This is a genomic window from Streptomyces sp. NPDC023481, from assembly GCF_055560195.1.
The window spans coordinates 205,932-224,493 of record NZ_JBVHJE010000003.1 but is presented as its reverse complement, the minus strand read 5'-3'; the positions used below and the strand labels follow the sequence as shown (position 1 = coordinate 224,493).

19 protein-coding genes and 1 pseudogene are annotated in these 18,562 nt (G+C 72.7%); 17 read left to right on the top strand and 3 right to left on the bottom strand.

Going from position 1 to position 18,562, the window contains the following annotated elements:
- The first annotated feature begins 92 nt into the window (after positions 1-92).
- The 9 genes from ACZ3ZD_RS08515 to ACZ3ZD_RS08475 are packed head-to-tail and all read left to right on the top strand — an operon-like array spanning position 93 to position 7,826.
- Complete coding sequence (locus tag ACZ3ZD_RS08515; protein ID WP_467394946.1) at positions 93-530, top strand: hypothetical protein; 438 nt, start codon at positions 93-95, stop codon at positions 528-530.
- Positions 527-1,459 carry a hypothetical protein gene (locus ACZ3ZD_RS08510; protein ID WP_467394944.1) on the top strand — a complete coding sequence of 311 codons (933 nt, stop codon included), beginning with the start codon at positions 527-529 and terminating at the stop codon, positions 1,457-1,459. Before ACZ3ZD_RS08515 ends, ACZ3ZD_RS08510 begins: the two co-directional genes overlap by 4 nt.
- Positions 1,446-2,888 carry a V-type ATPase 116kDa subunit family protein gene (locus tag ACZ3ZD_RS08505; protein ID WP_467394943.1) on the top strand — a complete coding sequence of 481 codons (1,443 nt, stop codon included), beginning with the start codon at positions 1,446-1,448 and terminating at the stop codon, positions 2,886-2,888. Before ACZ3ZD_RS08510 ends, ACZ3ZD_RS08505 begins: the two co-directional genes overlap by 14 nt.
- The gene (locus ACZ3ZD_RS08500; RefSeq protein ID WP_467394941.1) at positions 2,873-3,286 is read left to right on the top strand and encodes an ATP synthase subunit C; all 414 of its coding nucleotides are present in this window, start codon (positions 2,873-2,875) and stop codon (positions 3,284-3,286) included. Before ACZ3ZD_RS08505 ends, ACZ3ZD_RS08500 begins: the two co-directional genes overlap by 16 nt.
- A 2-nt stretch (positions 3,287-3,288) precedes the next feature.
- On the top strand, positions 3,289-3,513 hold the full coding sequence (locus ACZ3ZD_RS08495; protein ID WP_467394939.1) for a V-type ATP synthase subunit F: 225 nt from the start codon (positions 3,289-3,291) through the stop codon (positions 3,511-3,513).
- Between the two features lie 11 nt (positions 3,514-3,524).
- Positions 3,525-4,022, top strand: coding sequence for a hypothetical protein (locus ACZ3ZD_RS08490; RefSeq protein WP_467394937.1), 498 nt, complete (start codon positions 3,525-3,527; stop codon positions 4,020-4,022).
- On the top strand, positions 4,019-5,818 hold the full coding sequence (locus tag ACZ3ZD_RS08485) for a V-type ATP synthase subunit A (RefSeq protein WP_467394935.1): 1,800 nt from the start codon (positions 4,019-4,021) through the stop codon (positions 5,816-5,818). Before ACZ3ZD_RS08490 ends, ACZ3ZD_RS08485 begins: the two co-directional genes overlap by 4 nt.
- Positions 5,815-7,209, top strand: a complete 1,395-nt coding sequence (locus ACZ3ZD_RS08480) for a V-type ATP synthase subunit B (RefSeq protein ID WP_467394933.1) — start codon at positions 5,815-5,817, stop codon at positions 7,207-7,209. The genes ACZ3ZD_RS08485 and ACZ3ZD_RS08480 overlap by 4 nt, the downstream gene beginning before the upstream one ends.
- Positions 7,206-7,826, top strand: a complete 621-nt coding sequence (locus ACZ3ZD_RS08475; protein ID WP_467394931.1) for a V-type ATP synthase subunit D — start codon at positions 7,206-7,208, stop codon at positions 7,824-7,826. Before ACZ3ZD_RS08480 ends, ACZ3ZD_RS08475 begins: the two co-directional genes overlap by 4 nt.
- Positions 7,827-7,890: 64 nt before the next feature.
- Here the strand turns inward: ACZ3ZD_RS08475 and ACZ3ZD_RS08470 are convergent, their stop codons facing one another.
- Positions 7,891-8,313: an Hsp20/alpha crystallin family protein gene (locus ACZ3ZD_RS08470; RefSeq protein WP_467394929.1), complete on the bottom strand. Its 423-nt coding sequence runs from the start codon at positions 8,311-8,313 to the stop codon at positions 7,891-7,893.
- Between the two features lie 172 nt (positions 8,314-8,485).
- On the opposite strand from ACZ3ZD_RS08470, the gene ACZ3ZD_RS08465 reads away from it, so the two are divergent.
- The 8 genes and pseudogenes from ACZ3ZD_RS08465 to ACZ3ZD_RS08430 all read left to right on the top strand — a co-directional run bounded on the left by ACZ3ZD_RS08465 (position 8,486) and on the right by ACZ3ZD_RS08430 (position 16,811).
- The gene (locus ACZ3ZD_RS08465) at positions 8,486-9,880 is read left to right on the top strand and encodes a nicotinate phosphoribosyltransferase (RefSeq protein WP_467394927.1); all 1,395 of its coding nucleotides are present in this window, start codon (positions 8,486-8,488) and stop codon (positions 9,878-9,880) included.
- 155 nt (positions 9,881-10,035) lie between these two features.
- A pseudogene (locus ACZ3ZD_RS08460) lies at positions 10,036-10,260 on the top strand (DUF1918 domain-containing protein); the annotation flags it as partial.
- A 16-nt stretch (positions 10,261-10,276) separates the two neighbouring features.
- Positions 10,277-11,155, top strand: a complete 879-nt coding sequence (locus tag ACZ3ZD_RS08455; protein WP_467394925.1) for a universal stress protein — start codon at positions 10,277-10,279, stop codon at positions 11,153-11,155.
- 30 nt (positions 11,156-11,185) lie between these two features.
- Complete coding sequence (locus ACZ3ZD_RS08450; protein WP_467394923.1) at positions 11,186-12,175, top strand: Acg family FMN-binding oxidoreductase; 990 nt, start codon at positions 11,186-11,188, stop codon at positions 12,173-12,175.
- Between the two features lie 32 nt (positions 12,176-12,207).
- A complete protein-coding gene (locus tag ACZ3ZD_RS08445) occupies positions 12,208-12,666 on the top strand; it encodes a CBS domain-containing protein (protein ID WP_467394921.1) in 459 nt (152 codons plus the stop codon).
- Entirely contained in the window at positions 12,656-15,502 is a 2,847-nt protein-coding gene (locus ACZ3ZD_RS08440; RefSeq protein WP_467394919.1) for a cation-translocating P-type ATPase, read from the top strand. Before ACZ3ZD_RS08445 ends, ACZ3ZD_RS08440 begins: the two co-directional genes overlap by 11 nt.
- The gene (locus tag ACZ3ZD_RS08435) at positions 15,499-16,158 is read left to right on the top strand and encodes a potassium channel family protein (RefSeq protein ID WP_467394917.1); all 660 of its coding nucleotides are present in this window, start codon (positions 15,499-15,501) and stop codon (positions 16,156-16,158) included. The genes ACZ3ZD_RS08440 and ACZ3ZD_RS08435 overlap by 4 nt, the downstream gene beginning before the upstream one ends.
- Complete coding sequence (locus ACZ3ZD_RS08430) at positions 16,155-16,811, top strand: potassium channel family protein (protein ID WP_467394915.1); 657 nt, start codon at positions 16,155-16,157, stop codon at positions 16,809-16,811. The genes ACZ3ZD_RS08435 and ACZ3ZD_RS08430 overlap by 4 nt, the downstream gene beginning before the upstream one ends.
- A gap of 28 nt (positions 16,812-16,839) precedes the next feature.
- Here the strand turns inward: ACZ3ZD_RS08430 and ACZ3ZD_RS08425 are convergent, their stop codons facing one another.
- Together ACZ3ZD_RS08425 and ACZ3ZD_RS08420 are read right to left on the bottom strand one after the other, a co-directional pair.
- Positions 16,840-17,283, bottom strand: a complete 444-nt coding sequence (locus tag ACZ3ZD_RS08425; RefSeq protein WP_467394913.1) for a universal stress protein — start codon at positions 17,281-17,283, stop codon at positions 16,840-16,842.
- A gap of 310 nt (positions 17,284-17,593) precedes the next feature.
- Positions 17,594-18,469: a universal stress protein gene (locus ACZ3ZD_RS08420; RefSeq protein WP_467394911.1), complete on the bottom strand. Its 876-nt coding sequence runs from the start codon at positions 18,467-18,469 to the stop codon at positions 17,594-17,596.
- Positions 18,470-18,562: the final 93 nt, after the last annotated feature.

Here is an 18,562-nt window from a genome sequence, read left to right as displayed (position 1 = left end):
GCCCTGGTGGAACGGCATGACGGCACTATCCGGTGCGAGCCGGGACGGCAACGGTGAGACTGAAGGAGCAGCCGATCGTCAGGAGGCCGGCGATGAGCTTGCGGGACTTCCTGGAGCGGTTCCGTCCGGCGGGCACGCCGGGAGCAGCCGCCACCGGCGTGCCCGCCGACCGTACGGCGGAACGCGCCGTGGAACTGGAGCCCACCCTCGCCCGGCTGGCAGACGTTCAGCAGGAGGCGGCACGGATCCGGGCAGTCGCAGAGCAGGAGGCCGAGGACCTGCGGCAGAACGCCGCGCGAGAGGCGGCACGCATGCGGGATGCCGCGCGGGAGCACGCCCCCGCGGTTCGACGGCAGGCCGCGGAACCTCTCCTGCGAGAGGCGCGGCAAGAGGCGGACGCCCTCCGCGCCGCCGGCGAACGCACTGCCTCGGCGATCCGCGAGCGGGCCTTGGAGCGGATGCCCCACTTGGTGGCGCTCGCTGTCGCCGACGCCCTGCGCCTGACGGGCGGGGAGCGGGACGAGCCATGAGTGCCGGGTGGGTCGCTGGAGCGGTGCGCGCGAAGGCCGTCGTCGGCCGGTGCCCGGGGCCCGACGGGGCGCGGGAGGTCGCGGGTGGGCCGACGCTCGACGACGCCCTGCTACGCCTGGCGACCACGCCCTACGTGAGATACACGCGGACGGCGGCGGACTTGCGCCAGGCCCAGCGGGCGGTGTCCGCCACCCTGCTGTGGCATCTGCGGGTACTGGCCGGCTGGCTGCCCCGTGGCGGTGCCCGCCTGCTGATCCCGCTCGCCGCCGGGTTCGAGATCGCCAACGTGGCCTCCCGGCTCCCCGCACCCGCTGGTCGCCGCACGGAGGCGGCCGCGGAGCCCTATCGGCTCGGGGCGCTGGAGACCGCCTGGCGAAGTCTGGAACGCGCCGGGACACCCGCTGAGACACGGGCGGCGCTCACGTCCTCGCCCTGGGGCGACCCGGGCGGCGACACGCCGTGGGCCCTGGTCACCGGCATGCGGATGGCCGCCGCGCGCCGCACCGCCATCGTCGTACTGCCCGCGCGCCGCTGGGCCCAGGGACGCGCCGTCCTGCTGGCAGCTCGGGAACTGTTCGTACATCACCGCTCTCTTCCGGAGCCCGTACTGCGCGATGCGGCACGGCTGCTCGGGAGGCGGGCGACGGCCGCCTCCACGTACCAGGAGTTCCGCGAGCGTCTGCCCTCGTCCGCGGGTTGGGCCCTGGAGGGCATCGACGAACCGGGTGAGCTGTGGCGGGCGGAGGCCCGCTGGTGGCGGACGGTACAGGCGGACGGCGCGGCGCTGCTGCGTGAGGGCCGGTACGGGCCCCCGGTGGTCGTCGGTGCGGTGGCGCTGCTGTCCGTGGACGCCTGGCGGGTGCGGGCGGCCCTGGAGTCGGCGGCACGCGGGGGGCGACCCAGGGAAGTGTTCGATGCCCTGGTCTGAAGCGGTGACCCCGGTCCGGATGCGCCGTGTGGCGGTGGTCGTCCCGCAGGCGGCCCTGCGGGGCGCTCTGGTACGGATAGCCGAGCAGGGCTGCGTGGAACTGGACCGCGCCGAGGAAGTGGGTCCCGGGGCAGCGGCCGTGCGACTGCAGCGGTTGCGGGGACGGGGCGCGAAAACCGGGCCTGAAAGCGCCGCGACAGCAGTCCTGGCCGCCGCCGCGCCCGACCTCGACCTGCTCGAACGCTGTGGAAGCGTCGCGCTGTTGGCGGGCGAGGCCCAGCTGGAGGAGCGCGCGGAGGGTGCGGTACGACAGGGAGAGGTGGCCGCGCTGGCCGGGTGGTGCCCGGCCGGCGAGGTACCCCGCGTCGCGGGACGCCTGGCCGCTGCGGGAGGCGCGCTGCTGCCGCTGCCGTCCCCGCGCGGAACCGATCCGCCGACGCTGCTGCGGCCGGGCCGGGCCGCCTCCTTCACCCCGCTGGTGACGACGTACGGGACGCCCGCCTACGCGGACGTCGATCCCTCGTGGCCGGCGGGCCTCGCCTACGTCGCGATGTTCGGGATCATGTTCGGCGACGTGGGGCACGGGGCGCTGCTGCTACTCGGCGCGGTCGCGTTGCGCCTCGGGTGGCCGCGCCGGTTCGCCGGGCTGGGCCGGTTGTCGCCGTTCCTCGCGGGTGCGGGCGTCGCCTCCATGGCGGCGGGTGCCGCCTACGGCGAGTTCTTCGGGCCGACAGGGCTGCTGCCGGTGCTGTGGCTGAGCCCGCTGGAGAGTCCTGCCCGTCTGCTGGCCGCCGCCGTGGTGTCCGGTGCCGGTCTGCTGGCCCTCGCACACGCCGCCGGAGCGGTCAACCGGGTGCGTGAGGGTGGCTGGGGCTCGGGGCTGTACGCGGCGACGGGCTGTGCCGGGCTGCTGTTCTACCTGGGCCTCGCTCTGGCCGCTGCGGGCCTGGTGTTGCACCGGCAGGCTCCGGCCGTCGCCGGAGCCGCTCTCGCCGTCACTGGGCTGGCGTTGGTGGCGCTCGGCCTGTTCCGGGCCACTGCGGGCGGCGGCGCGGGACTCGCCGAGACGGTGGTGCGGCTGTTCGACGTCGTCGTGCGGACCGGCACCAACACCCTGTCGTTCGCCCGGCTGGCCGCCTTCGGCCTGACCCATGCCGCCCTCGCGGATCTTGTGTGGCGCGGTACCACCGGCCTGGCCGGGCGTGGCGCCGCCGGGGTCGCGGGCGCCGCCCTGCTGTTCGTCGTGGGCACGGCCGTCTCCTTCGGCCTGGAAGCCCTGGTGGCCGGTGTGCAGGCGCTGCGGCTGGAGTTCTACGAACTCTTCTCCCGGCTCTTCGAGACGGAGGGCCGACCGTTCCGTCCCTGGCATGTTCCCCCGGCGGGGCCTGCCGATCCCGCTACGAAGGTGATCCCATGCTCACCTGGTTGATCGTCCTGCCGGTCCTGGTCGCGGTGCTCGGCGCCGTCCGGCTGCTGCGGCGGCGCCGCACCAGGCATGCCCTCCGCTGGCTCCTGGCCACGAACATCGCCCTGCTGGGCGGCGCTCTCGTCGTCCTCGCCACGGCGTTGGCAGGTCCGGCGCAGGCCTCGGCGCAGGCCGCCGCGTCCGGTGGGGTCAACGGATCCGCCTTGATCGGGGCGGCCATCGCGGTGGCCGGCGCGTCGATAGGGGCTGCCATCGCCGTCGCCTACACGGGTGCCGCGGCGCTGGCCGCGCTGAGTGAACGGCCGGAAATGTTCGGCCGGGCCATGGTGATCGTCGGTCTGGCGGAGGGCATCGCGGTGTACGGGCTGGTGGTCGCGATCCTGCTGATCGGAAAGGCCTGACGATGGGCACGGTGGCCGCCATCGGCGCACGGACGAGCGTGTCCGGTCTGGCCCTGGCGGGGGTCGACGTCCTCGTCGCGGAGGATCCGGACGCCGTCCGCAGCGCCTGGCGGACGCTGCCCGGAACGGTCGGTCTGGTGATCCTCACGGCCGTGGCCGCCGAAGCGCTGGGCAGCGCGGCGACGGCGCCTGACTCGTCCCGACCGCTGACGGTGGTGATGCCCTGATGATCGCGCCTGTGGACGCACTGAGCCCCGTCCGCGCCGAGTTGCTGCGCGCGGCACGGGCCTCGGCCGACGCGGCCAGGGACCGTGCGCGCGCCGACGCGGAGGAATCCTTGCGCTCAGCCCGCGCCGCCGCCGAGGCAGTGCTCGCCCGGGCCCGGGACCTCGGCAGGGCCGACGGTGCCGCCGAGGCGGCTCGGGAACGGGTGCGGGCGGTCCAGGACGCCTGGGCGGCGGAACTTACGGCCCGCGCCGAGGTCTACACGGCCCTGAGGGCTTCGGTCCGCGCGGGCGTGCGAAGGGCGTTCGCGGAGGACGCGTCTGTGCGGTCGCGCTGTGCGGAGGCGGCACGAGAGCTCTTGGGTCCGCAGGCGAGGGTCACTGCAGCCTCGGGGGGCGGGGTGACGGCCGAGGTGCCCGGCCGCCGCGTCGACCTGTCGGCGGACGCCCTGGCCGGTCGCGCCCTGGACCGGCTGGGTGTCCTGGCCGAGACGTTGTGGGAGCCGGCATGACCACCGTCGGCCCTCCTCCGTCGGACTCGTTGGAAGGGCCCGCGCTTCCGCAGATCACGCCCGGCACTCCGCCGGACGGCGCGGACCGCCCACGGATCCTCCGTGTCGCCGGGCCCCTCGTGGAGATCACCTGCCCGCCCACGGTGGCCATGCACGACCTGGTCGTGCTGGGTGCTGCCCGGCTGCCGGGCGAGGTGGTCGCCATCCACGGCGACACGGCCACCATCGAGGCGTACGAGTACACCGGCGGACTCGCACCCGGGCACCCCGCGGAGCCCCAGGGGCGCCCCCTGTCGGTGCGGCTGGCACCGGATCTGCTCGGCGGCGTGTTCGACGGACTGCTGCGCCCTCTGGCCGGCATCGGCGACCTTCTCACGGCAGGCGGACCGACGACCGGTGGACCGGACCGGCGCACCTGGTCGTTCACACCACGGGTGGCTGAGGGAGCAACGGTCGCATCCGGTGACGTACTCGGTGAGATCGGCGCGGGTGTGCCGCTGCGGGTGCTGGTGCCCCCGGATCTGTCGGGGGAGGTGACTTGGGTCGCGGCGGCCGGCGATCACCCCTCGGACATCGTGCTCGCCGTGGTGGACGGTCAGGAAGTGCGTATGGAGCAGTCCTGGCCGGTACGCAGACCGCGACCCGTCGCGCGGCGGTTGCCGGCGGACGCGCCCCTGAACACCGGGCAGCGTGCCGTCGACCTGCTCTTCCCGGTGGCACGTGGCAGCACCGTCGCCGTGCCCGGTGGCTTCGGCACCGGCAAGACCATGCTGCTGCAGCAGGTCGCCAAGTGGTGCGACGCCGACGTCATCGTCTACGTCGGCTGCGGCGAGCGCGGCAACGAGATGGCAGACGTCATCGAGGAGTTGGCGGAGCTGACCGACCCGCGGACCGGGGGCCGCCTGGCGGAGCGGACCGTGACGATCGCGAACACCTCCAACATGCCGATGATGGCCCGCGAGGCGGGCGTGTACACGGGCGCGACGGTCGCCGAGTACTTCCGCGACATGGGCCTCGACGTCGTTCTGATCGCCGACTCGACCTCCCGCTGGGCGGAAGCGCTGCGTGAGTTCGCCTCCCGCATGGGCGAACTCCCCGCCGAGGAGGGCTACCCGGCGGGGCTCGCCTCGCAACTGGCCGCGTTCTACGAGCGGGCCGCCGCCGTGCGCACCCTCGGCGGCGCGACCGGCTCGGTCACGGTGATCGGCGCGGTGTCTCCCCCGGGCGGTGACCGCACCGAGCCCGTCACCGCACACACCGAGCGCTTCGTGCGCTGCCTTTGGAGCCTGGACCGCGATCTCGCCTACGCGCGCCACTATCCCGCGGTGTCCTGGTCGGAGTCCTTCTCCCGGGACGCCGCCACGCTGGCCACCGCCCATGCGCGGGCCGGCGACGCTGGGTGGGCCGAACGGCGTGGCCGTGTCGCGCGGCAGCTCGCGGAGGCGGACCGACTGGCCGACCTCGTCGAGCTGGTCGGGATCACGGCTCTGCCACCCCGGGAACGGATCAGTGTGCTCGCCGGACGGCTGCTGCGCGAAGCCGCGATCCAGCAGAACGCGCTGTCCACCGCGGACGCCTACAGCGCGCCGCAGAAGACGGCGGCTCTGGTGGAGGCCGTACTGACGGTCATCGACCGCTGCCTGGAACTGGTGGATTCCGGAATCCCCGCGGACGTCGTCGAAGCGGTCGACTTCACCCCGCTGCTGCGGGCGCGCGAGACGGCGGGCCCCGCCGAGACCGCTCCGGTCGCCGCGGCCCGCGACACCGTGCTGGCCCGGCTCGAGGGGGCGGCATGACCGGCGCCGTGCGCATCGAGTACACGGGGGTGCGGGATCTGCGTGGCCCCCTCCTGTTCGTCGAGGGGGTGAGCGGGGTCGGGTGGGACGAGTTCGCCACGATCGTCCTCGACTCCGGTGAACGACGGCACGGCCTGGTCCTGGAAGTGGACCGGGACATCGCGGTGGTGCAGGTCCTTCAGGACACCGCCGGCATGAACCGCACCGGCACCCGCGTCGCCTTCTCCGGCACACCACTGCGGATCCCGGTCGGGACGGGCTGGCTGGGGCGGGTGTGCAACGGCCGGGGCGAACCGGCCGACGGTGGGCCACCGGTGCTGGGCGGGGCGTACGCGGAGGTCGTCGGCGCACCGATCAACCCGGTACGCCGGGAACCGCCGAGCGAGGCGGTACTCACCGGCGTGGGCGCCGTGGACGTGCTCACCACACTGGTGCGTGGCCAGAAGCTGCCGGTGTTCTCGGCGGCCGGGCTGCCGCACCTGGAACTGGCCGTGCAGATCACCGCCCAGGCGACGTGCGGGGGTGAGCCGTTCGCCGTCGTGTTCGCCGGTATGGGACTCACCCACGCCGACACGGCGTTCGTCCGCGAAGGGCTGGCGGCCCGCTCGGCCGCGGGGGAACTGGTCCTGTTCCTCAACACCGCCGACGACCCGGTGATCGAACGGCTGCTCACCCCCCGACTCGCCCTGACCGTCGCCGAGCACTTGGCGTTCACCGAGGGCCGTCACGTCCTGGCGGTCATGACGGACATGACGGCCTACTCGGAGGCGCTGCGCGAGGTGTCCGCCGCGCGTGGCGAGATTCCGGCCCGCCGGGCCTATCCCGGTTACCTCTACAGCGACCTCGCGTCCCTCTACGAACGCTGTGGCCGCATCAGGGGTCGGCCGGGGTCGGTGACCATCCTGCCCGTTCTCACCATGCCCGCAGGCGACATCACCCACCCCGTCCCGGACCTCACCGGCTACATCACGGAAGGTCAGATCGTGCTCACCTCCGAGGCGCAGGCGGCAGGTACGTATCCGCCCGTGGATCCGCTGGCCTCTCTGTCGCGACTGATGCGCAAGGGAACCGGAGCGGGACGCACCCGCGCGGACCATCCCGCCGTCGCGGCGCAGTTGATCGCCGCGCTGGCACGGTCCCGGCAGGTGCGAGAACTCGCCGACCTGATCGGACGCTCGGCGCTCAGCCCGACCGATCTGCACCATCTGGAGCTGGAGGACGCCTTCCGGCACCGGTTCCTGGCACAGGGCACCGACGAGAACCGGTCGCTGGACGACGCCCTGGACCGGGCCTGGGAGGTGCTGCTGACCCTGCCGCGCAGCCAGCTCGGCATGCTCCCGGCCGACCTGCTCGACGCCCACGCCCCGCCGCAGGACCAGGAGGCACGATGAGTCCGCGGGCGCGCCGGGTCCCGGCGGGACGCGCCGGGCGCCTGCGACTGCGTCGCAGTCTCGCCACGGCGGTTCGTGGAGCGGACCTCCTGGAACGCAAACTCCGGCTCCTGCTGGACCGGGAGAACACGGCACGGCAAGCGGCCGAGGACGCGGACCGGGTGTGGCGACAGAGGCTGGCCGAGGCGGAATCGTGGCTCGTGCGCGGAGTGCTGCTCGGCGGCGAAAGCGCACTGGCCGAGGCGGCACCGGCCGGGCGGGCGCGCGTCGACGTCCAATGGGGCGCGCTGATGGGCGTGCGCCACCCGACGGCGGTCACCTGGACGGACCCCGTCCGCTCCCTGGGAGAACAGACACCGCCCAACACCGCCCTCGCGCACGCCGAGACCGCCTGTCGTGCAGCCGCCCGTGCCGCGGCGGAACTCGCCGCCCACCAGGCGGCCGCCGAGCTTCTGGCCGCCGAGGCAGTGCGGACCCGGCAGCGGGTCCGCGCCCTGCGCCGGCATTGGATCCCTCGGCTGCAGGACGAACTAACCGTAGCGGAGTTGGCGTTGGAGGAGGCGGAGCACCAAGAAGGGGTACGGCGCCGCTGGGCCGCCGGGCACGGCGGCACCTGAGCATTCCGCGCGACCGACCGCCGATGGCGGGCCCTTGGGCCCGCCATCCGCCGCCGGTTCGGCATCAGTTCCCGTGCCGGATCTCCACGTGCTTCGCCTCCGCCTTCTCGGCGCCCAGACCCACGCTGACGGTCAGCATGCCGTCGGTGTAGTCGGCCTTGACGTCGTCCTCGTCGGCGCCCGGCGGCAACGTGACGCTGCGGCTCATCGCGCCGTACCGGATCTCGCCATGGTTCTTCGTGACGTCCTTCTCGGTGCGTTCGGCCTGGACCGTGAGGATGCCGTCGCTGATGAAGACGTCGATGTCCTCGGGCGACATGCCCGGCAGCTCCGCCCGCATCACATAGCGGCCGTCCTCCGTGTAGTCCTCGATCCGGACCGTGTACAGGTCACCCATCGTGGGCATCGCGAACCGGGCCGGAAGGTTCTCGAACCAGTCCGACATCTCCGGGAACGCGAACCTCTGCTTACGTGCCGCCATAGTCATCGCCGTACCTCCTCGGCTGGTGTGCGGCCTGCCGACACCTCCAGTCCAGCGCGCGCGGGCCCGTACCGCTGAGGCCGAACAGCCCCTCCCCCGGGACCTGAGGTCCCTTTCGTCCCGAGCGGTCGCCGCCAGACTGGGAACCAAGGAACCGAGACACCCGGCGGCGATCACCATGTCCGACGTCACCACCACCGACCTCTACGAAGTGACCATGGCCATGTCCTACCTCCGGGAGGACATGAGGGCCCCGGCCACCTTCAGCCTCTTCGTCCGCGACCTCCCGCCCGGCCGGGGTTTCCTGGTTGCCGCGGGTCTGGAGTCCGCCCTGGACTTCCTGGCCCGCTACCGCGTGGAGCAGGACGACATCGAGGAGTTCGCGGACGCCCTGCACCGGCCTGTCCGGGACCTGGAACCGCTCCTCGGACTCTCCTTCGAGGGCGAGGTTCGCGCCGTGCCGGAAGGCCATGTGGTGTTCGCCGGTGAGCCGCTGCTGGAGGTGACCGCCCCGCTCCCGCAGGCCCAGCTCGTCGAGACGTACCTGCTGAACCAGCTGTGCCACCAGACGGTGGTCGCGTCGAAGGCGGCGCGCTGTGTCCTGGCCGCGGCCGGACGGCCGGTCGTGGACTTCTCCCTGCGCCGCACGCACGGCCCGTGGGCGGGTCTGCAGGCCGCTCGTCTGGGCGCCCTGGTGGGGTTCGCGGGCACGAGCAACGTGGCCGCGGCAGCGGCCCTCGGCATCCCGGCCTCGGGCACCATGGCGCATTCCTACATCGAGGCGTTCCCCGGCGAGGAGGAGGCGTTCCGCGCGTTCGCGCACGCCCACCCCGGCCCCGTCACCTTCCTCGTCGACACCTACGACACCGAGGGGGGCGTACGCGTCGCCGCCCGGGTCCTGGCCGAGCTGCGACGCGGGCCCGGCTGCGCGATCCGCCTGGACAGCGGTGACCTCGACGCACTCGCGCGCCGGTCACGCGCCATCCTGGACGCCGCCGGACTGGCCGACGTGCGGATCGTGGCCAGCGGCGGCCTCGACGAGTACGGCGTGGACCGTCTGGTACGCGCCGGCGCCCCGATCGATGTGTACGCGGTGGGCACGAAGGTGGGCGTGGCAGCGGACGCCCCCTACCTGGACGCCGCCTACAAGCTCGTCGAGTACGACGGCCGGCCCGTGATGAAGCTGTCCTCGGCGAAGGTCACGGCCCCGGGCCGCAAGCAGGTCTTCCGCCGTGCCGGGCGGCCCGACGTGATCGCCCTGGCCGGGGAAGAGCCTCCGGACTCCGCTCAGCCGCTGTTGCGCACGGTCATGCGCGGCGGGCGGCGGACCTGCTCGCCGGACCACTGGCAGGACGCCCGCAGGCGGTTCCGTGAGGACCTCGCCGCTCTGCCCGGCCCGGCACTCCGGATCACGGGCACCGAAACGGTCCCGCCGGTATGGTCCGAGGCTCTTGCGCGGCTCACCGCCTCGGTGCGTGCCGACATCGAAGCCCGACTGGGCCCACAGGCGCACGTCGCGCCCCCGGACACGGTGATCTCCCGCTCTGCCCCCCTGTCGGCGCACACACACTGACCGGTCCCCGCTCAAGCGAAGGGTCTTACAGGGCCGCCATCGGGACCAATGGCCCCTGGCAGGCCGACGGTGCCGAAGCCTTCCATGGAATCGGCGGCGGCATCGTTGCGCGCCACCGCAGGGAGGAGGCGAGGACGATGTCCGTTCCCCCACCACTGGAGAAGAACGACCAGGCCGTACCGGCGACAGGCGCCTCGGCACGCGTCCGCGTCGGCGACGAGATCGTCGTTCACGGGACCACGGCCGGAGTGATCGCACGCGACGGCGAGATCGTCGGCCTCCATCACCCGGACGGCAGCCCGCCCTACGACGTGCGCTGGGGCGACAGCGGACGGGTGACCCTGTACTTCCCGGGTCCTGACTCCTGCATCCGCCATCTGGTGACCGGAGGCGACCATGTCCCGGCCCGTTGACCGTCGGCCGATCGTGGTGGGTCTCGATCCTGAGCCCGGCCATCGGATGGCACTGGCCTGGGCGGCCGACGAGGCCGCCCGACGGCGGTTGCCGTTGCGCCTGGTCCACGTCGAGGGCGTGCCCACCAGGGGCTACCGCGGGCGGGAGGTCCCACCGTCGTGGGAGGAGTGGAACGAGGCGCTGCACAAAGCCGGCCGGCGGGTGCTGGAGGAGGCGTCGGTCTTCGTCGCGGCCCGGCAACCGCGGCTCGAGGTGGACGTTCTGCTCGCGGAGGGCGACCCGGTGTGGGTGCTGCGCGAGCAGAGCCGCGGCGCCGCCGCCGTCGTGCTGGGATCACGGCACCTGAGCCGCAGGCAGGAGGTGTTCGGCTCGCACTCGGTGGCCCTGCCGGTCATGGCCCATACTCGCTGTCCCGTGGTGGTCGTTCCCGAGCCGGAACACATCACCCAGGAGCCGGCGTACTTCGTCGTCGGCGTCGACGGCAGCGAACACTCCGCCGCCGCGGTCGACGTGGCGTTCGAGGAGGCGGCCCTGCGCGGCGCCGAGCTACGGGCCCTGCTGGTCTGGGAGCCCGGACCGCTGCGGATCTTCGACGAGTACGAGCCGCAGCAGGAGTGCCGCCGCCTGCTCTCCGAGATCGTGGCAGGCCGCCATGGCCGCTTTCCCGAGGTCGATCTGCGGCACGAAGTGGTCCTCGGGCATCCCGTCAAAGTTCTCACCGACGCCTCGGCGCATGCGCTGGGCCTCGTGGTGGGAACCCGGGGTCGTGGGGGCTTCGCCGGCATGTTGCTGGGGTCGGTCAGCCAAGGCGTGCTGCACCACGCCACCTGCCCTGTCATCGCCGTCCCGACACCTGGGTGAGTCCCAGGACCCTCACGAAGGGGAGCCGCCGTGACCGCAGAACCTCTCGACGTGAACGCCGTCACCGCACTCGTGGCGGACGCCGCCGCGGCGCCCTCGCTGCACAACGCGCAGCCCTGGACCTTCCGCTACCTGCGGGACATCGGAGTCCTGCGCCTGTACGCCGACCTGGAACGCACCCTGCCCCGAACGGACCCGGACAATCGGGGCCTGCACATCGGTTGCGGCGCCGCGCTGCTGAATCTGCGCGTGGCCGCCGCTGCGGCGGGCCTGGCGCCACTCGTCCGCCTGCTGCCCGACCCGGCGCACCCGGAATTCCTCGCCGAAGTGCATCTGTGCGGCACCGGACCACCTGACGGGGCGCTCGCCCAGCTGGGCCCTGCCATCCGGCGCCGCCACTCCAGCCGGCTGCCCTTCCGCGACGAGGAAATCCCCGCCGACGTGCGGCAGAGGCTGTACGACGCGACCCGTAGCGAAGGCGCCCAGCTGCTGTTCCCCGGCGGCTGGCACGTGCAGACCATCCTGGACCTGGTTCGGGACGCCGAGGGCAGGGAGGCCGTGGACCCGGGAGTGCGCGGGGAAACGGCACAGTGGACACGCACGGAGCCGTCGGCTGTCGCCGGGGCGGCCGACGGCATCCCCGGCGAGGCGTTCGGTCCTCGGCAACGCGGTACCTCGGTCCCCGTGCGTGACTTCGCCGTCGGCCGTCCGATGGCCGGGCGCGGCTGGGCGCCCTTCGAGGAGCATCCGAACATCGCCCTGCTGGGTACGGCCCGCGACGAACCCGCGGACTGGCTCCGCGCCGGTCAGGCGCTGGAACGGGTCCTGCTCCGGGCCACCGCGGACGGGCTCGCCGCCTCGGTCACCTCCCAGCCCCTGGAGTGGCCGGAACTCCGGTGGACCGTCCGTGACCCCGTCTCGTCCATGGCGCACGTCCAGATGGTGATCCGGCTGGGCTACGGCCCCGAAGGCCCGGCGAGTCCACGGCGGCCGGTGGCCGATGTGCTCGATGTCCTCTGACACGGACCCATCGGACAGCGAGGAGGGGACACGTGGAGGTCTCCGAGGTGATGACCGCTCCTCCGGTGTGCGTCGCACCGGACGCCTCCCTGGTCGAGGTGACCCGGCGGATGGCCGAATGCGCCGTCGGTTCGGTCCTCGTGGTCGACGACGGAACGCTGCACGGCATCGTCACCGACCGCGACCTCGCCGTACGCGGCATGGGCGGCGGCCTGGATCCGGAGGCCCGGGTGGACGCGGTCATGTCGCCGGGTGTCGTCCGGGTGGAAGCGACCGACGATGTGGAGGTGGCCTATCGGACGTTCCGCCGTACGGGGGTCCGCCGGCTTGCGGTTCTCGACGCAGGCCGGGTGGTGGGCGTGCTGACGATCGACGACCTCTTCCTTGACGTCTTGCGGCGGCTTGCCGACCTGCTGGGCCCGGTTGCCTGGAGCGTCATGCAGGAGCCGCCCGGCCCGCCTTCGCAGACCGGAGCCCCGCATGAGCCCTGAACCGGCTCGGCAGGCGACGGCCGCTCTCCGCGAGGGCGGACCACCGACCGGCGTCACGACGACGGCGCCACCGGATCGGCGAAACACCTCCGCCCCGTCGATCCCCGCGGTACCGGTCTCCGACGTCCTCGCCGTCCTGGGAAGTTCTGCGCGCGGTCTCACGTCGGCCGAGGCGGCCGCACGCCGGGACCGTTATGGCCCCAACGAGCTGCCCGGCGTGCGGCGGCGCCAGGTGGGGCGTCGGCTGGTCGCGCAGTTCACCGACCTCTTCGCGGTGGTTCTGCTCGTCTCCTCGGCGATCACGTTTCTCGCGTACTGGCTGGGGCAGCCCCGGGATCCGTCCACCCTCCAACTTGCCCTGGCGATCCTCGGCGTGGTGCTGCTGAACGCGGGCATCGGTTTCGCGCAGGAGTACTCCGCCGAACGCACGGCCGAGTCCCTGCAGGCGATGGTGCCGCGCACCTGCCGCGTGCTGCGCGACGGCGAACGGCGCGAGCTGCCGGCGCGGGACCTGGTGCCCGGCGATCTGGTGATCCTTGAGGCCGGGGACGCGGTGCCTGCCGACTGCCGGCTGGTCGAGGCCCAGGAAGCCGCCGTCAACAACGCTGCGCTCACCGGCGAGAGCGATCCGGTCGCGCGGGTCGCGGCACCCGTGCCGCCGGGACCGCCGCTGCAGGCCCGCAACTGCGTGCTCATGGGCACCGACCTGGTCGCGGGCACCGCGAAGGCCGTCGTGTTCGCCACGGGCACGGCCACCGAGTTCGGGCGGATCTTCCGCCTCACCGCCGCCGCCCCGAGGCAGCGGACCCCGCTGCAACGGCAGGTCGCCGTCATGGCCCGCCGGGTCGCGGGCGTGGCGCTCGCGACCGGCGCCGCCCTGTTCGCTGTGCGCCTGCCCGGCGGGCAACCGTTCGTCGACACGTTCGTCTTCTCGCTCGGTGTGATGGTCGCGCTGGTGCCGGAGGGCCTGCCGGCCACGCTCTCCGTCTCACTGGCGATCGGTGTACGCCGCATGGCCCGCCGGCACGCGCTCGTCAAGCAACTGCTGGCCGTGGAGGCGCTGGGGTCGACAAGCGTGATCTGCACCGACAAGACGGGCACGCTCACGCAGGCCGAGATGACCGTCGTACAGCTGTGGGCGGACGGTGCGTCGCACGCCGTGTCCGGGGTGGGGTACGCACCGGCCGGCGAGATCACCGACGCGGGGCCCGTACGGGAGTTGCTTCGAGCGGCTGCTCTGTGCAGCAACGCCCGGCTGGTGCCGCCGACCGGGCGGGACCCCTGGCGCGTGCTCGGAGACACCACCGAGGGAGCCCTGCTGGTGGCCGCCCGGAAAGCCGGCCTGGATCCGGCGCGGGAAGAGGCCGGTACACCCCGGGTGGCGGAGCATCCCTTCGACTCCGGGCGCAAGCTCATGAGCACCGTGCACCGCGACAGCGACGGCGGGTTCTTCGCCTACGTCAAAGGCGCCCCGCTCGAACTGCTCGCCCACTGCGATGCCATCGACCGAAGCGGCGCGAAGACCCCACTGTCCGATGCGGCCCGCACCCAAGTGGCGGCGGCCGCGGACGGCATGGCCGGACAGGGCCTGCGCGTGCTGGCGGTCGCCCGACGGCCGGTCTCCGGTCCACGGCCGTCGCTCGGGGACGTCGAGTCGGAGCTGACGCTGCTGGGGCTGGCAGGGATGTACGACCCGCCCCGGCCGGAGGTGCGGGACGCGGTGGACGCGTGCCGGCGGGCCGGGATCCGCATCATCATGGTCACCGGAGACCATCCCCTCACCGCGGAGGCCGTCGCCCGGCGTGTCGGCATCGTGCGCGAGTCGGCTCCGGCCGTGGCGACGGGCACCCAGCTCGACGCGCTGGACGACAGCGGCCTGGACGCCCTGCTGGCGAACTCCGGCGAACTGCTGCTGTGCCGGGTCAGCCCCGAGCACAAGATGCGGGTGGTCACGGCACTGCAGCGGCGTGGCGAGGTTGTCGCCGTCACCGGCGACGGGGCCAACGACGCCCCGGCCCTCAAGCACGCCGACATCGGCGTCGCCATGGGCGCCTCCGGCACCGACGTCGCCCGTGAAGCGGCGGTGATGGTGCTGCTCGACGACTCCTTCGCCTCGATCACCACCGCGGTGGGACTGGGCCGCTCGGTCTACCGCAACATCCGCAAGTTCCTGATCTACCTCTTCAGCCACAACATCGCCGAACTCGTACCGATCCTGGCCGCCGCCTTCGCCGGCTTCCCGCTGGTGCCGATCACTGCGGTACAGATCCTGGCCATCGACCTCGGCTCGGACGTGCTGCCCGCCCTCGCGCTCGGTGCGGAGCCGATGGAGCCCGACGTCATGAACAGCCCGCCGAGGCCCCGACAGGAGCGGCTCTTCTCGGCGGCGGTCATGGGCCGCATCCTCTTCCTCGGCGGAATCCAGGCCCTCGGCGTGTGCGCCGTCTTCTTCTGGCACATCCACGCCTCCGGCATCCCCTACGCGGACTTCACCAAGGACAGTCCCGTCTACCGCGAGGCGATCACCATGGTCCAGGCCGGCATTGTCGTCAGCCAGTTCTTCAACGCCCTCGCCGTGCGCACCGACCGGCAGAGCGTCTTCCGGGCGGGCCTGCTGACCAATCCCTGGCTGCTGGTCGCAGGCTGCTTCGGCATCGGGCTGATGGCCGCCATCAGCTACGCGCCACCACTCCAGGCGGTCTTCCACACCGCGCCGCTGGCCCCCGCCGACTGGGCGGTTCTGGCCGCGTTCGGAGCGCTGCTGCTGGCCGCCGAGGAAGTCAGGAAATGGGCGCTGCGGCACGGGAGGACATCTCGAAGGGAGGAAGGTGGATGAGAGTGATCATCGCGGGTTGTGGCCGGGTCGGGGCCACCCTGGCCACGCAGCTCGTCGCCGAGGGCCACGACGTCCGGCTCGTCGACCGGCAGCCGAAAGCGCAGAAGAGGCTGTCACCGGGCTTCCCCGGCACCTTCCACGTCGGCAACGGCTTCAGCCGCTCCGCGCTGGAGACGGCCGGAATCGCCCACGCGGACGCCTTCGTCGCGGTCACGTCCGGGGACAACAGCAACATCGTCAGCGCGCGGACCGCCAAGGAGACGTACCGGGTCCCGATCGTCCTCGCCCGCATCCACGATCCGCGCAGCGCCGACATCTACCGGGAACTGGGCATCCCGACGATCTCCAGCGTCCGCTGGGCTGTCAACCGCCTCCACCAGATGCTGCTGCACCGCCACCTCACCCCCGAAGTCACCTTCGGCAACGGCGAGACACTCCTCGTCCGCTCCCAGCTGCCGTCCTACCTCTCCGGACGGCAGATCACCGAGTTCGACGTCGACGGCGAGATCCGCGTCGTGGAGATCACCCGTGCCGGTCGCTCACTGCTCCCCGCCCATGGCGTCCTGGCCCAGCCCGGTGACCTGGTCACCTTCAGTGTGGCCGCCACCGCGCTGGGCCGGCTGAGCGGCTTCCTCGACAAGGAGCTGGGAACGTGAAGGTCCTGATCGCGGGCGCGGGCCGGCTCGGCACCCAGATCGCCCAGGTGCTGTCCGCCGCCCGCAACGACGTCACCCTCGTCGAGTACGACGACGACCGCGTGGCCGAACTCGAAGACCTTCCGCACGTGCGCGTCGTAGCCGGGGACGCCTGCGAGCCGGCGCTCCTGGAGCACGCGGGAGCCCTCGCCTGCGACCTGGTCATCGCCGCCACCGGCCGCGACGAGGACAACCTCGTCATCAGTCTGCTCTGCAAGCGGCAGTTCTCAGTGGGGCGGGTGGCCGCGCGCGTCAACGAGGAGGAGAACGCCTGGCTCTTCGACGGGCGGTGGGGCGTGGACGTGGCCGTGCCCGCCGCCACCCCGCTGATCTCCCTCATCGAGGAGGCCACCGGTGCCACGGACACGGTGGCACTGCTGCGGCTGAGCAAGGCGGGCGTCGAGGTCATCGAGACCGCCATCACCGAGGAGTCCCGGGCAGCGGGACACAAGCTCGGAGAGATCGAACTGCCCGCCGGCACCGTGGTCGCCACCGTCGTACGCGAAGGCCGTCCCACGGTCCCGGGCCCCGAGGTGCGGCTGCTCCCGGGCGACGAGCTCCTGCTCGTGTCACACGAGGCGACCGAGCAGGAGATTCACGCGGCGTTCCAGTGAAGTGGCCCCACACTGCTCCAGGCCCGGGTCACTGCTTCTGGGAACGCACGATCACGACCGGGCAGCTCGCATGCTGCGAGACATGCTGACTGACGGAGCCGAGAAGGGCACGAGCGAACCCGCCCCTGCCCCGGCTGCCCACCACCAGGACCTCGGCTCCCTCGGCGGCCCGCAGCAGGACGTCGGCGGCGTTGCCGTGCACCACGTGGCTCCGCACCGAGCCCGCGGCCTCCGCGCCGAGCACGTCGGCCAGCTCCTGGTTCATCTTCTGCCGGGTCTCCTCCTCGTCGACGTCCATGTCCACGGCGGGCCCCGACCAGCCGTACAGGCCCGGCAGCTCCCACACGGCGACCGCTTCCACGGTGCCGCCGACCAGCCCGGCGTAGCGCACGGCCCAGCGCAGGGCCTCGTACGAGGACTGCGACCCGTCGACGCCGACCACCACCCGCGGCTCCGAGACATCCGTGTCCATGCGTCCCACTCTCCTTCGGTGTCTGTGCCCACGGGGCCGACCCGCCCATGCTCTCCACGCTGCGGGACCCGTCGCCACACCGCCACCGATGGGCATCCGGCGGCATGACGGGGCGACGGGGGCGGCGTGCCGTCAGCGCCCGTGACGCGTGACCTGGCTGGCGCTCACCGCGTTCCCACGGATGCTGCTGCCCGACGGCATATGGGGACGCGTCGAGACCATCAGGGTGCGCGATCTGTTCGGATGGGAGCGTGGCGTAGATGGCGCCACCCCGAGAACAGTGGACCGGCAGGCATGCCCAGGAGCGCACTCACTGCCGTTCGGGCACGACCGCGACCGGACACTGAGCATGGTGCAGCAGCGCATGGCTCACGCAGCCGAGCTGGAATCCGAAGTGACCCGTCCTACGGTGTGCCCCGACGATCACGAGATCCGCGGCCGCCGACCGGTCCACGAGGATCTTGCCGGCCGGTCCTTCGACGACCGACGGGCGCGTCCGGACATGCGGATGCTCGGCGCTCGCCGCCTTGAGAAGAGCGTCGATCACGACGGAGGCGTTCTCCTCGTACGTGTCCGCCTGTCCGCCGGGCTGCAACCGGTCACCGTGTCCGTCGTAGGCAGGCCTGCGCCAGGCACGCACGACGTCGAGGACGCACCCGCGCACCTCGGCCTCGCGGAAGGCGAAACGCACGGCCTCCGCGCTCGTGTCGGTTTCGCCCAGGCCGAGCAGGATCCGCTCGTGCGCACCCTCCAGGCCCACGCGATCACCCCGCACCACGACCACCGGGCAGCGTGCTCGTGCGGACACGCCGAGTCCGACCGATCCGAGCAGCAGGCCCTTGAGCTCACCACGGCCGCGTGAACCCGTCACCAGCGCGAACGCCTCGTCGCCCGCGCGCACGAGAGCGGCCACAGCGTCGTCCGGCACGATGTCGGTGGTGACCTTCACATCCGGGTTGCGCCGTTCGGCCCGATCGGCCGCCGAGGCCACGATGTGCTCGGCCAGCACCTGCTCGGAGGGTCGCCTCGGGTCCACCGAGGGAACACCCGCCTCGTAGCGCGCCCACAAGGACGCGTACACCAGCCTGAGCGGGACACCGTGACGGGCTGCTTCGTCCACAGCCCAGTCGACCGCCAGGAGGCACGAGTCCGATCCGTCCACGCCCACCACCAGAGGAAGTGTCATCGTCCCCACCGCCTTTCATGGGGCCGCCAAACACGTGCGGCATTGGGGGGTGAACTTCACCGTCGCACTCCGGGACGGAGGTCGCGAGGGCGC